This is a genomic window from Peribacillus sp. YIM B13481, assembly GCF_042787985.1.
GTDB classification, from domain to species: domain Bacteria; phylum Bacillota; class Bacilli; order Bacillales; family DSM-1321; genus Peribacillus; species Peribacillus simplex_A.
Window position 1 is genome coordinate 135,273 of the sequence record NZ_JBHZPE010000005.1, and the last position, 13,219, is coordinate 148,491.

Annotated in this window: 12 protein-coding genes and 1 pseudogene; 9 read left to right on the forward strand and 4 right to left on the reverse strand. The window is 39.2% G+C overall.

Going from position 1 to position 13,219, the window contains the following annotated elements:
* Window positions 1-38: 38 nt before the first annotated feature.
* Complete coding sequence (locus ACFX4X_RS05740) at window positions 39-1,043, reverse strand: sensor histidine kinase (RefSeq protein ID WP_377382377.1); 1,005 nt, start codon at window positions 1,041-1,043, stop codon at window positions 39-41.
* On the reverse strand, window positions 1,040-1,729 hold the full coding sequence (locus ACFX4X_RS05745; protein WP_377382379.1) for a response regulator transcription factor: 690 nt from the start codon (window positions 1,727-1,729) through the stop codon (window positions 1,040-1,042). The genes ACFX4X_RS05740 and ACFX4X_RS05745 overlap by 4 nt, the downstream gene beginning before the upstream one ends.
* Window positions 1,730-1,880: 151 nt before the next feature.
* On the opposite strand from ACFX4X_RS05745, the gene ACFX4X_RS05750 reads away from it, so the two are divergent.
* Window positions 1,881-2,219, forward strand: coding sequence for a zinc ribbon domain-containing protein YjdM (locus tag ACFX4X_RS05750; RefSeq protein ID WP_125160225.1), 339 nt, complete (start codon window positions 1,881-1,883; stop codon window positions 2,217-2,219).
* 557 nt (window positions 2,220-2,776) lie between these two features.
* Window positions 2,777-3,337 (forward strand): HPP family protein, encoded by a 561-nt coding sequence (locus ACFX4X_RS05755; RefSeq protein ID WP_377382382.1) that lies wholly within the window; start codon window positions 2,777-2,779, stop codon window positions 3,335-3,337.
* Between the two features lie 432 nt (window positions 3,338-3,769).
* Here the strand turns inward: ACFX4X_RS05755 and guaC are convergent, their stop codons facing one another.
* Both guaC and ACFX4X_RS05765 read right to left on the reverse strand, forming a co-directional pair.
* Window positions 3,770-4,753, reverse strand: coding sequence for a GMP reductase (gene guaC, locus ACFX4X_RS05760; protein WP_284469984.1), 984 nt, complete (start codon window positions 4,751-4,753; stop codon window positions 3,770-3,772).
* Between the two features lie 559 nt (window positions 4,754-5,312).
* The gene (locus tag ACFX4X_RS05765) at window positions 5,313-5,813 is read right to left on the reverse strand and encodes a DinB family protein (RefSeq protein WP_061464455.1); all 501 of its coding nucleotides are present in this window, start codon (window positions 5,811-5,813) and stop codon (window positions 5,313-5,315) included.
* A gap of 816 nt (window positions 5,814-6,629) precedes the next feature.
* On the opposite strand from ACFX4X_RS05765, the gene ACFX4X_RS05770 reads away from it, so the two are divergent.
* The 7 genes and pseudogenes from ACFX4X_RS05770 to ACFX4X_RS05800 all read left to right on the forward strand — a co-directional run bounded on the left by ACFX4X_RS05770 (window position 6,630) and on the right by ACFX4X_RS05800 (window position 13,106).
* Window positions 6,630-7,298, forward strand: a complete 669-nt coding sequence (locus ACFX4X_RS05770) for a YdeI/OmpD-associated family protein (RefSeq protein ID WP_089363583.1) — start codon at window positions 6,630-6,632, stop codon at window positions 7,296-7,298.
* Between the two features lie 119 nt (window positions 7,299-7,417).
* A complete protein-coding gene (locus ACFX4X_RS05775; protein ID WP_377382387.1) occupies window positions 7,418-8,428 on the forward strand; it encodes a permease in 1,011 nt (336 codons plus the stop codon).
* Window positions 8,428-9,192: a TIGR03943 family putative permease subunit gene (locus ACFX4X_RS05780; protein ID WP_377382390.1), complete on the forward strand. Its 765-nt coding sequence runs from the start codon at window positions 8,428-8,430 to the stop codon at window positions 9,190-9,192. Before ACFX4X_RS05775 ends, ACFX4X_RS05780 begins: the two co-directional genes overlap by 1 nt.
* A gap of 387 nt (window positions 9,193-9,579) precedes the next feature.
* Window positions 9,580-10,844, forward strand: a pseudogene (locus ACFX4X_RS05785) (histidine--tRNA ligase).
* Window positions 10,845-10,923: 79 nt separating this feature from the next.
* A complete protein-coding gene (locus tag ACFX4X_RS05790) occupies window positions 10,924-11,367 on the forward strand; it encodes a ferritin-like domain-containing protein (RefSeq protein ID WP_377382392.1) in 444 nt (147 codons plus the stop codon).
* Window positions 11,368-11,865: 498 nt separating this feature from the next.
* Window positions 11,866-12,321, forward strand: a complete 456-nt coding sequence (locus tag ACFX4X_RS05795) for an RrF2 family transcriptional regulator (RefSeq protein WP_089363590.1) — start codon at window positions 11,866-11,868, stop codon at window positions 12,319-12,321.
* 74 nt (window positions 12,322-12,395) lie between these two features.
* Window positions 12,396-13,106: a DsbA family oxidoreductase gene (locus tag ACFX4X_RS05800; protein ID WP_377382395.1), complete on the forward strand. Its 711-nt coding sequence runs from the start codon at window positions 12,396-12,398 to the stop codon at window positions 13,104-13,106.
* The last annotated feature ends 113 nt before the right edge of the window (window positions 13,107-13,219 follow it).

The window sequence follows — 13,219 nt, forward strand, 5'->3', positions numbered from 1 at the left end:
TTTGTCCGAACAAAGAATAAAAGCATGTGACATTTTTGTCACATGCTTGTGATATTCACGAAATCATTTCTTTTTGGGAAGGTCAAGGTAATGGTCGTCCCAGTTCCTAGCTTTGATTTTACAGCAATGGAGATGAATAGGGACTCTGCTGCTTTCTTGGTTAAATATAAACCCATGCCAGTTGCAGCATGGTCACGATGATTTGTCGTGGATGTAAAGCCTTTATCAAATATGCGGGGTATATCCTTTGGGTCGATGCCCCGACCAGAATCCTTCAATTCAAGAATCGTTTGTTCTGCTTGTTCATGGCTGTATATCGTAATATCCGAGTTTTCACTGTATTTAATGGAGTTGGTCAAGAGCTGCCTCATGATGAAGGCCAGCCATTTCGCATCACTAAGCACTTCGGTTACATCCAGCTGTATGTCGAAGCCGATTCCTTTTTGAATGCACCATGATTGCAGCGTTTTAATCTCATCAAAGATTATAGTTTCCAAATCCGTATTCTCAATATACAAATCATTTTCGATGAAAGGAATGCGCCTTTGATGGAGCTGCTGATCAAGAAGAAGGTGAATGCGCAGCCACTCATACGTCAAATGGGATTTCAGCAATTCATCATCCAAGCGGTCAATCATTAAATGCATTGCCGTCAATGGTGTCTTCACTTCATGAATCCAAGATAATAAATCATCCTTCTCCTGCTCTAAAGTCATTTGGCCAATTGCTGCGGATTGCTTCAATATTTCGGTTTGGTTAATGATGCTGTTTTCTATGATTTTTTCGAAAGGGCTTTCTGGTTCTGGTATATTCGTTATATCCAGGCTTTCTTCCCGAGCTTCCAAACTTTTATAAAAATACGTTTCTTTTTTATAGCGGAAAATCAAAAAAATACTGAACATGATCAATGATAAAAAAACAATATACAGTATTGGCTTTAATGGAATGGCCGAGTCAAGAAAAGCGACAAAGATGATGAATAGATGAAGAAGTATGTAGAATATGATCCAGCTGAACCTTTCCACGAAATATTTTCTGATCATGCATTAGCCTCTTCAACTGCGATATAGCCCTGTCCGACCTTCGTTTCGATAAAATGCCCTAAACCAAGTTCATCCAATCTCTTTCGTAAACGGTTCACATTTACTGTAAGGGTGTTATCGCTTATGAAACGTTTATCATCCCATAAGCTATTGATCAATTCTTCCCGGCTTACGATCTTGTTTTTCTGTTCAATAAGCTTTTTCAAGATGAAAATTTCATTTTTTGTCAATTCGATTGAGCCAGCCTCGGCCGATACCGTGTTTTTCTCGTAATCCACTGTTGCACCGCACCAGGTTTTCAATTCGATCTTTTCTGTATTGTAATTATATACCCGGCGAAGGATGGCTTGTATTTTTGCGATGAGTACATCGAAATGAAAGGGCTTCTGGATAAAATCATCAGCGCCAAGCTGCATGGACATCACCATATCGGTAGGGTGATCACGTGACGATAAAAAGATAATGGGAACATTAGAATGGGCACGGATCATTCTGCACCAATGAAACCCATCAAACTTCGGCAACTGTATATCAATGATGACCAAATCAGGTTTTATGTCCGTGAATTCCTGAACCACTTTACTAAAATCGCCAATTCCGTAAATATCATAAGACCATTGCGCCAATCTATCTTTAATTTCATTGAATAACGTCGTATCATCTTCTATCAATAGTAGTTTAAACAAAGGGTTCACCGCACTTTCCAGCTTTTCTTAAAAGTATATAGTAAAACCATTATAGGTTCTATAGGAGGGGCAAAACTCAAAAAACATTACCGGTTGTATGCAAACCATTATTATATTAGAATTGACAATAACGAATGGAGGAAGTGAATTTATGTCTGATTTTCCTAATTGCCCTGCATGTAATTCAGAATATACATACGAAGACGGAAGTCTTTTTGTTTGCCCAGAGTGCGCCAATGAGTGGACGATTGAATCGGAAACTGAAAATAGTGACCAAAAGATTATCAAAGATGCAAATGGAAATGCCTTAAACGATGGTGATACCGTAACGGTAATCAAAGATCTTAAAGTGAAAGGCAGTTCATCCGTCTTGAAAATGGGTACAAAAGTCAAAAGCATCCGTTTAGTTGATGGAGATCATGATATTGATTGCAAGATTGATGGTTTTGGTGCGATGAAATTAAAATCCCAATTTGTTAAAAAGATATAAATGCTGTGTTAGCGCAACAGAACCAAATGTTTTTCTATGATTAATTCTGGTAGATATTGAAATTCTACCAGGATTTTTTTAGTTTATGAAAAGTTGATTGAATAACCTCTCCCGAATCATAATAATATTTCGATATATTCCCAAGATAAAAACATATAACTTTACTTATTCCCATTAAAGACAAAAGGTTTTCCAACTTAATAGTTCGTCATAATGTGGAAGAAGTTAATTGTCATGATACGCAAATTAACTTCTTTTCTTTTGAATTCACAATTGGAGGAATAGATGTAAAAAAAATAGATGGAGAGTTTTCACGGTGGTCAGTTATTTGGTCTGGCGAGGAACCTTTTGCTCGGCGTTAATATAGGGACTTTTTGTTAACTTTTTTTTTGAAAATGCAGGTTGAAAAGAGGATGAAAACTTCGTAATTGACAAAATACAGAAAATCAAGATATATATTTAAACATTGATTGCTTTCCTGTAAAATAACTTTTATGGCAGAAACTCTGCCAATTTTCTTATCAAATTATTTAGGAAGCTTGAGGGAAACATAAATTATGGGTTTTGAAAGAAATCTTGAGAAAAGTTGGAATAATCAACCAAACATAAGTTTAAAAGCGTATTTAAAGAAAATGAAGGGCGAAGCTAGAGATAAAGACAGAATTGATTATATTGATTCCTTTGTTTCAGCTATAGGTGGACTCATTGCTATTATTATCATTAGTTTTGTAGCTGTCTATTTAGGATATCCTATGGCATTAGCTCCTCTAGGTGCAAGTTGTGTAATCGTATTCGGTTCCCATAAAGGTATCTTGTCTCAACCTCGTAACGTTATTGGGGGACATTTAATTTCTACTATTTCAGCACTTATTATTTGGAGCATATTAGGTAAGAGCCTATTCATTATTGGTCTAGTATTAGCTATTGTATTATTAATAATGACTCTTACAAAAACTGTTCATCCTCCCGCAGCAGCAAGTGCCCTTGTTGCTGTTAATTCTCAAGCTGGATGGGGATTCCTTATTTCGATTGCAATAGGTACGGTATTATTGGTTTTTATATCAATGATCTATAATAACTTATTTCAAACAAGACAGTATCCAAAGCACTGGTTATGAGACTAAAAACGTATCTAACTGAGATAACTCATTGATAAGTTATTTAACTAACAGAGGTGTTTATTAAGTAAAATAGTAATGTAGTTGTCTAGGAATATATTAACGTTCTAATTAGTGCTGCAGCTTCTGGTATCGGTAAAATGGCTCTTTTTCATATTAAAACGAGCATATAGCTTAATTATCTGGATTTTACTAGTCTTTGTAAGTTTGATACGCAAAAATAAAAAGCCATTTCCATATGCTAGAGGTTAGGGCCTTCAGCATATGGAAATGGCTTAACCCTGTTTGTCTGATAATCATTCATAAATGACGTTAGAGATATACAATAGGATTAATGAGTTATCTGTATAAAAAAGGAATTACCTTCCAACGTAAAGATGAGCAAGTACTTAATAAAGTATCTTGCTCACCAGGTTGTGGAATATAATAATCTTAATATACCTTGTCACCGTTAAAGATAGAATTCTTAACGACCACATAATCCACATTCCGGATGGCATCCAACTTGGTTCCACCGGCATAAGAAATGGATGACTGAAGATCTTGTTCCATTTCCTTCAACGTATCTTCCAAAGAACCTTTGTGCTCGACAAACATCTTTTTGCCTTCAACGTTTTTCTTTTCACCTTTTTGGAATTCAGAAGCTGAACCAAAGTATTCTTTAAAAGCTTTTCCATCTTTCTCGATCGTTTGACCCGGAGATTCTTCATGTCCAGCAAATAATGAACCGATCATGACCATGGAAGCCCCAAATCTAACTGATTTAGCTATGTCACCGTTCGTGCGAATACCGCCGTCAGCTATGATTGGCTTGCTTGCCGCTTTTGCACACCAGCGAAGTGCAGCTAATTGCCAGCCACCCGTTCCAAATCCAGTCTTGATTTTAGTGATGCATACTTTCCCTGGCCCAATGCCTACCTTTGTAGCATCGGCACCGGCATTTTCCAATTCCCGTACCGCTTCCGGAGTTCCCACATTTCCTGCAATGACAAAACTTTCAGGTAAATGTTTTTTAATATGCTGTATCATCTTTATCACGGCATTGGAGTGACCGTGCGCAATATCTATCGTAATGAATTCAGGAACAATGTTGTCATCTGATAATTGTTGGATGAATCCGTATTCTTCTTCTTTAACCCCGACACTGATGGACGCGATTAATTCACGTGAGTGCATATCTTTAATGAAAGTAAGACGCTTTTCTGGTTCAAAACGATGCATTACATAGAAGTAACCGTTTTCAGCTAAGTAAATGGCAATCTTTTCATCAATGATCGTTTGCATATTGGCAGGTACTACAGGTAACTTGAATGTATGTATACCCAACGTAACGGATGTATCACACTCAGAACGACTGTTTACTACACATTTTGCAGGAATTAATTGAATATCTTCATAATCAAACACGTTTTCCATGATATGCACCTCTATATACGAATATTTTTGTCTGTTTATATAAAAATTGTTCGTCCCACTAGGTAATGTACATCATTTTTATCAGTAAGTCAAAAATTTTAATGGGTTTATTTTGTGTAACTTCAGAAAAGTTATGAAAAAAAGAAAGGGAGAGGGGTAACTTAAACGTACATCATCGTTTAATTAACAAAGAGAAAACAGATATTTGGCGGTAACAAATTCTCAGTGAAAAATGGCTTATAGTGCGATTAATAATACTGAATACAAAGCGATCTATAAACAAGTGAGGGCAGCTATTCGTTTTAAGAACTGCGAGAGAAAGGCAAATCACATTAGCACAAAATGCAGAAAAAAAATTACCTTCATTTGAAAACAGTAAAAGCTAGGCACTCCCTAGAATTGAGTGCCTAGCTTTTTAAATCCTGGCTGCTCTTATGCCATTAATGAATCAAAAGCTGTTTTCCTTTTTCTATTTCCATGTTAATTGAGTCAATCATGAGGAAGGGAAGGTAGCGGCAGAAGAATTAAATCATGTCTATTCCAGCGGCAGGAGGGATCATTATACCGATGACTTTATTTCTTGTATCTGTTTGATATGCCTTTGTTCATGTAAGGATAATAATTCAATCCATTGATCCAAAGAGAGATCCCCGAACATGGGATGCTTGGCTTTCTTTCTATTTAAGATGGTATCTGTATCCATATCATAAAGAACCTGTAATAATCGATCCCTTGATTCTCCCAGTAAATCCATGAGGGTCGATAATTGAAATGGGTTTGCAGAGGGTGAAATGTTATCAGGGGATGCAAATTTCCTTGTTCTATCAGTAACAAAGTAAATGTTTTTTTGAATGATATTATTAAAATCCCTTTCTCGAAGGCCATAAGCTATAGCTTCAGTAAACACCTGTTCCGTGAGATATAAATGATGGCAAATTTGGGCGATGTTCCATACCTCAGGCACAGGCCTATGGTTCAGCATATTTTCATCCAAATCCATAATTTCCTCTATTAATTGGTTTCTTGATTCGAATAGCAAATCATACTCGATAAAATTCATGTGAACTCCCCCTTTTGTGGCACCCCCATTTGAAAGCATCACTGATTTTTTGATATTTAAGAAAAATAAAGGGATATCGGACTGCATGACGAATAAGGCGATGGGAAATTATTTTAAAAAACTTTAAACCGATTTGGATAACAAATGGATTCATGATTTCGATTCATTGCTGGAATATGTGTGATTCATGATTGTAGGGGCGCGGCATATGCTTGTAAGGAAGGTCTATTGAGCAAGAGTTAAGAGATACCTCGAAAAGGCATGTTTCATTGGTATGAGCATGATTCCAAAGATTCGCTCTGCTTGTTAGCGGAAGAAACTGAATTTCCAGGGTTTTGAATTTTTCTTGAGCATCGATACCCTATCATGCTATGCATAAAACTTAGATTTATGCCTGCAATTGACGCATTACTTGTTTAACGGAAATCATGGATGTTGCATATAAGCTGAGTTAAAAAAGGTCAGACCAGGAGTTTCTTCCTTTCATAACACTCTACCATATAAGTTTATCATAAAGGCACTTCATTATCTGAAAAGAGAAGGGTAAAAAAATTCATATGCTTGCAGCCGGGGCATGGTTGATGGCGGTTCCATTAAATTACGTTAAAAGATGATTGCTAAGTATGTACTTACCGCTAGCATTCAAAGGGAAAAAGAAACTCGAAGAAGATTGATTACTAATAGAATGATTATAATAAAAAAGACGGGAGGTTCACTCTTCGTCTTTTTTGCTTTTTTATCGAAAGAAAAGTTGCGGGCCAAATGGGAAACTTTTAAACTGAAAATAGACTATACGAAATGGGACGGGTGATGCCGATGGCTAAAACAATAGTCGAAAAACTGAATTTACATAAATATGAACGGGTGGCTGTCTTGGATCTGCCAGCAGGGGCGGATTATTTTGCGGAGCTGCCGGATTACGATACAGAGCTTACTAAGGGTGCATATGATCTTATATTTGCATTTGTATTTGATATGGATTCTTTAAAAGGAATCGTGGGTAAGGTGATCGAGAAAAATTATCTGAGTAAAAACGGTTATATCTTTTTGGCATATCCCAAGAAGGGAAATAAAGAATATGATGCATATATCCATCGTGATGATTTGATGCAAGGCCTTGGGGCGGATGAAAACGGTTATGTCGGATCGAGTGACATGAAGTTTGCACGTATGGTTGGATTGGATGATGTCTTTACGGTAGTCGGACTGAAAGAGGATTCGGCAAATAGAAACCGTCCATCTACCAAGGCAAGCCAATCGGTGGATGATTATATCGAAATGATTTCTGAAATTGAGAATGATTTACAGGATTCCCCTGATTTGCTTGCGTTCTATCAATCACTTACCCCAGGCTATCGTAAAGATTGGGCTCGCTACGTGTATAGTGCAAAACAAGAGGCGACCCAAGTGAAACGGCGCCAGGAAATGAAAACGATTCTAGGAGAAGGGTACAAGAGCAGGGATTTGTATCGAAGAAATAAATGAGGGTGGAGGAATGTCTTCCATTCTCTTTTGTTTTTTGTCATGTTCACCCTATCAAAAGCATATACTAGACCGATTCGAAACTTAAATCGTAATAATTATGATTTGCGAGGTGGTTGAACATGCTTTTGAAACGTTATACGGGTAATTTGCTGTTATTGATTCTATTGTTTTTACTGCTGGCATTCTTTTTTGTAGGCGATGTGTTCATTCCAAAAGGGATTGATCTCTCGGGCTACCCGATGCTTCACTCTGTGTTCGTCGTGTTTTTGGGGTTGTTTTTAGAATCGATTCCTTTCCTGTTCCTGGGTGCCATTGCATCTTCGTTCATCCAGTTGTTCATCAGTGAGGAAATCGTTCAGCGAATGATACCAAAACGACCAATGACAGCTATTTTTGCTGCGATAGGGGCAGCGCTGATCATACCGGTCTGCGAATGTGCAATCATCCCGGTCGTACGGAGATTGATTCAAAAGGGTGTCCCGGTCCATGCAGGTGTTGTCTTGCTCGTAACTGCCCCAATATTGAATGTCATCGTGTTCGGCTCAACTTATTATGCGTTCCAAAATAACCCGTCCATTCTATATGGAAGAATCATTCTTTGCGTCCTGACAGCTGTAATCGTAGGTTTATTCATTTATATATTCAGCAAAAAAGATGTGGTGAAAGAAGAGAAATTTGAAGTGGTTCACGGGCATGAACACGATATTCGATCAACTAAATGGACAAGCTTCATTGATCATACTTCACAGGAATTTTTTATGGTCGGCAGATACTTTATCATCGGGGCTTTGTTTGCCAGTATATTTCAAGTGCTTATGGATCGGAACGTAATGGCCGATATTGGTCTGGCGCCGATAAAAGGCACAGCTTTGATGATGGGGATTGCGTTTGTGCTTTCACTCTGTTCATCTGCTGATGCATTCGTTGCCGCTTCCTTTTCCCATAGTTTTTTACCAGGTTCGATATTGGGTTTCCTTGTATTTGGGCCCATGCTGGATTTGAAAAATATCTTGATCATGATGTCCTGCTTTAAACGGAGCTTTGTCATAACATATGTCTTGCTTGTTTTCGCAGTCGTCTTCAGCCTATGCCTGATTGCAGGCGGATTGATCAGTAAGGGGGGCTTCTGATGAATCGTTTTTTTATCCAAAGACTTGAGGGATTGCTGCTGCTTGGACTGGGCCTCATGATTTTTAAATTGTATGTTTCGGGACATTTAACGAAATTGATTGCGCCCAAAATGGTTCCATATGCATTGGCGGCGCTTTTTGCTTTTTTAGTGATCAGTCTTCTCCGTATGAAAAAACAAAAACATGGTGTACATCATTGTGATTGTGAATCGGACGGAGAGTCTTCCCCATCCGCGCTGGTCCTGAAATATAGTTTGTTCTTCAGTCCGATTCTTCTGGGCTTCATCTTGACCGATTTTACATTAAGCGGGGAAGTGCTGGCGAAAAGAGGGATGGCGAACCAGCAGCCACAGAAGGTAAGCTCGTATGATAAAGGGAAACATACGAATGGGGAGAAAATTACCGTTACGGATGATAATTACTTTGAGGTACTGGATGATTTACTGAACAACCTCGATACGATCGAGGGGAAAGAAATAGAGCTTACGGGGTTCATATATCGTGAGGATACTTTTACAGAAAAACAAATGGCCATCTCCCGCCTCTCCATGTCCTGCTGTGTAGTGGATGCGACGCTATATGGATATATGGTCAATGGGAATGTAGAAGGGATGAAGACGAATGATTGGTACACCATTACGGGTACATTAAAAAAAGGAAGCTATAAAGGGGAAGCCGTACCTGTGATCGATTTAAAAAAGTCGAAGAAAATAAAGGCACCGGAAGAAGCTTATTTATATGGGAATGTGCAAATCATTCAGTAGTATTGGAGACCGGGCAAAAGGTGGTAAATGGAGTTATGGAATCAGCAGGCTTATAGACGAAGAAAAAGACCAAATATAGGGGCCGATCTCGGGAAATGTTTAAAAAGGATACTTTGATTGTGCTTTAAACGATTAATATTATATGGAATATTGTTCCTTTAAAGGATATGTGCTACAATACATGACAATTAGGAGTGATGAAAATGAAAGAACGAAAAACCTTCTTGAATTCACAACTTCATCATCATACAAAATAGCTTTGCTATCCGATTGTTAAAAAATCGTTGATAGGAAAGCTATTTATCATGAACCGTATTTGATTAGTAAGATAATCAAATGCGGTTTTTTATTTTAGCCAATAAAGGAGGAGGGGCTTCCATGAAAAAGATGGCTTATCAAAATGTAAAAGGGACACAGGATTATTTACCCCAAGATGAGGAAATCCGGTATGAAGTGAAAAGGACGTTAGAGGAAGTGTTTCTACTTTATGGATGTAGGCCCATTGAAACACCGATCTTGAGTCATGCCGGGTTGCTTGCCTCGAAATATGGAGGCGGAGCGGAAATCTTAAAGGAAATGTACACACTGACCGATCAGGGAAAGCGGGAATTAGCGCTCCGTTATGACTTAACCATCCCTTTTGCAAAGGTTATCGCGATGAATCCAGGAATAAGAAAGCCTTTTAAACGATATGAAATTGGCAAAGTGTTTCGTGATGGACCGATTAAAGCCGGGCGGTTCCGTGAGTTCACCCAATGTGATGTGGATGTGGTCGGAGTCGAATCCCAGGCAGCGGAGGCCGAATTGATGTTGATGGCGGCAGAGGTTTTCGAAAAACTGAAATTGGATGTGCGTATCGAATATAACAATCGGAAACTATTAGCGGGGATGCTTGAAGTGCTGGGGGTCCCCAGGTCTGAAATAGCTGAAGTGACATTGACGTTGGATAAACTTGAAAAAATATCGATAAAGGGTGTCTCACAAGAGTTAGCGGGGAAACAAGTCAATGAAGCGACGATTCAAGTCATAGAGGGCTGGCTGAATGAAGCGGAGACAATCGATTTGAATTACTTCAAAAAAGTGAAAGCCACCAATATCACCCTCCAAGAAGGACTCAAGGAACTATCGGAGTTAAAAGGATTAGTGGATTATCTACAACTGGGTGATATCTGCATCTTTAACCGTTTTTAGCCCGGGGCCTTGAGATTTACTCCGGAACGGTATATGAAATCTTTCTTGCAGACGGCGAATTAAAGTCAAGCATTGGAAGTGGAGGAAGATATGACAATGCAATCGGCGGGCTTGCAGGTACAAATGATATAGTTTCGACAGTTGGCATATCTTTTGGTCTGGATGTGATTTTAACTGTATTGAAGGGTGAAAAAACAAAGGTCGTTTCTGCCGCTGACTATTACATCATTCCGATCGGGATGGAAAAAGAAGCGTTATCCGTGGCAAAAAAATACCGCCAAAAGGGTTTTAAAGTGGAAGTGGAATTATCAGGTAAAAAGGTGAACAAAGCATTGGAAAGGGCAAACAAAGAAGGAATTCAAGCTGTCATGATCATTGGGGAAAATGAAGTGAAAGCAAATCTCATAAAAATCAAAGATATGAAAACCGGGGGCGAGACTTCTATTCCGTTCATATTTTGAAGGCATAAAATGATCTGATGGGCACCTGATTCTCTGTGTTTCATACTATATGGAATAAAGAACGGGGAGGTATTATGCCATGAATGAACATGAAATATATGAAGGTCATTGGAATAGACAGCAGGATAAGTTGATTCGCCAGCTTGAAAAGGCGATAAATGGCGAGTACAGCGCAATCCAGTGTTATGAGAAATTGGCTGCATTAGCGTTAGATGAAAAACAGAGGAAACAAATCATTGAAATAAGGGAAGATGAAATAAAACACTTTCAAGCATTCACCCATATATACAACAGTTTGACAGGGGTGCAGCCACAACCTAAAGTAACGGAAACATGCCCGGACTCCTATGCAGCCGGATTGGAATTTGCCGTTCAAGATGAACAGGAAACCGTGGATTTTTATCTGGAAGTCGCAGATGGTGCGGCTGATAGAAGCATTCGAAAGGCGTTCCGGCGTGCTGCCGCCGATGAACAAAACCATGCCGTCTGGTTTTTGTATTTCTTAGTTAAACTAAAGGGTTGATTCATTCGAATAAGGGTCGAATTATCCTTTTGAGGGACGAATTATTTGCATGAAGGACGAATTATCCTGACCAACGGACGAATTATCCTTTTGAAGGACGAATTAATCCATTTACAGCTTATGTTGTGATCATACAAAAAATATGTTAGGAAAAATCCTAGCTTATTTAATTATGCTGCAAAATCCAACTCTGTAAAAGCGTCACTTTTTTGCAGACAACTTCTGGTTCATAATAGCAGGACTCTTTGACGATTTTGGCGATATCGTCAGTGAGATGATTCCGCATAAGAGTAGTCCAACACCAAACTAAGATGACAGTATTGCGCCAAGTATGACGAGTAAATAGGGGTATTTTTCCTTCATGGAAGATCTCCTGTGATACAGATTTACCATTTAGCCTATATGTTTGAATCGATTAAGTCCAAGGGTCCATTTGTTCGGGAGAACGTAACATAGTATAATGGGCTTACTATGGATAGGGGTGTAAGGGGGATAAGCATGTCATCAGGTAATCGAAATAATCAAATTGGACCGCCGCGGTTTGCTATTGCCATTCACTCTCTGGTTTGGCTCGCACAAAGCGAAAAGCTCCTTACAAGTTCCGTAATCGCCTTAAAGGTTAAATCACATGCCACTTTTTTACGAAGGGTGATGGCTCAGCTTGCAGCGGCGGGGATCGTCGAAACAAAGGAAGGACGGGAAGGCGGATATAGCTTGAAGGTGGCTGCCTCTCAGCTTACTTTGGCCGATGTGTATCAAGCGGTACGGCCGGAATGTCTAGTTTGTATGGAAACGAGCGAATGCGGTGAAGTAGGGAAGCAGCTGGATACGGCTTTGGAGGAAATCATGAATGAGGCCGAAAAGGAAACATTGCGCTTATTAAAGGGCTATACATTAGAAGAATTCATGAAAAAAGTCGATTTGGCCAATTTTGAAAATGAGTGTCTAGGGTAATATCCTTGCAAGAGGATACCCAAGATTATATAATGTGCTTAATGCGATTGCATTTAAAATGAGGGGGTATTTACATGAAGGTGGAAATTTGGTCGGATTATCAATGTCCGTTTTGTTATATAGGGAAGCGTCGATTCGAAGAGGCTTTGAAACAATTTGAAAATAAAGCTCAGGTAGAGGTTTCATTTCGCAGTTTTGAGTTGAACCCAGAGGCTGAGCGGGATATCAATATGTCTCAAAATGAAATGCTGGCCAAGAAATACGGCATGTCTCACGCGGATGTGGAAGCGAACAATCAAAACCTGACACAGCAGGCTAAAGAATTGGGTCTCGAATATCATTTGGACAAAGTGGTTTTAACGAATTCTTTCGATGCTCATCGCTTGATGCATTTTGCTGAATCAAAAGGTAAAGAGAATGAAATGAACGAGCTCCTGTTCAAAGCATACTTTACCGAAGGCAAGCATATTGGCGATCATGCTACATTGGTTAAGTTAGCCGAAGAGGCTGGTCTTGATAAGTCTGAAGCTGAAGCCATTCTCTCCGGGACGGCATTCACGGCGGAAGTAAGGGGGAATGAGCAGGAAGGAAGCCAGCTTGGAATTACAGGCGTTCCATTCTTTGTCATTAACCGCAAGTATGGCATCTCCGGCGCACAGTCAACAGAGGCGTTCCTGGATACGCTGAAAAAAATATGGGCTGAGGAAAATCCGCTGCAAATGGTGAATGATCCAGCAACAGGCGATGCTTGTACGGACGGTTCTTGTAACGTGCCGGAAATATAAACCGGCTAGGAAGGACAAGGGCTTTTGCTTTAAATGTAAGGCTCTTTTCGTAAAGATTGTTGTTTTTAAAACGAAACTATTTAAGGTTGATTGGAGCGGAAGTGCGAGACTCC

Bases quoted from the DNA above. Each gene is read 5' to 3' on its own strand.
- ACFX4X_RS05740 (WP_377382377.1), bottom strand. From the start codon at position 1,043: ATGATCAGAAAATATTTCGTGGAAAGGTTCAGCTGGATCATATTCTAC.
- ACFX4X_RS05750 (WP_125160225.1), top strand. From the start codon at position 1,881: ATGTCTGATTTTCCTAATTGCCCTGCATGTAATTCAGAATATACATAC.
- ACFX4X_RS05755 (WP_377382382.1), top strand. From the start codon at position 2,777: ATGGGTTTTGAAAGAAATCTTGAGAAAAGTTGGAATAATCAACCAAAC.
- guaC (WP_284469984.1), bottom strand. From the start codon at position 4,753: ATGGAAAACGTGTTTGATTATGAAGATATTCAATTAATTCCTGCAAAA.
- ACFX4X_RS05765 (WP_061464455.1), bottom strand. From the start codon at position 5,813: ATGAATTTTATCGAGTATGATTTGCTATTCGAATCAAGAAACCAATTA.
- ACFX4X_RS05770 (WP_089363583.1), top strand. From the start codon at position 6,630: ATGGCTAAAACAATAGTCGAAAAACTGAATTTACATAAATATGAACGG.
- ACFX4X_RS05775 (WP_377382387.1), top strand. From the start codon at position 7,418: ATGCTTTTGAAACGTTATACGGGTAATTTGCTGTTATTGATTCTATTG.
- ACFX4X_RS05780 (WP_377382390.1), top strand. From the start codon at position 8,428: ATGAATCGTTTTTTTATCCAAAGACTTGAGGGATTGCTGCTGCTTGGA.
- ACFX4X_RS05790 (WP_377382392.1), top strand. From the start codon at position 10,924: ATGAATGAACATGAAATATATGAAGGTCATTGGAATAGACAGCAGGAT.
- ACFX4X_RS05795 (WP_089363590.1), top strand. From the start codon at position 11,866: ATGTCATCAGGTAATCGAAATAATCAAATTGGACCGCCGCGGTTTGCT.
- ACFX4X_RS05800 (WP_377382395.1), top strand. From the start codon at position 12,396: ATGAAGGTGGAAATTTGGTCGGATTATCAATGTCCGTTTTGTTATATA.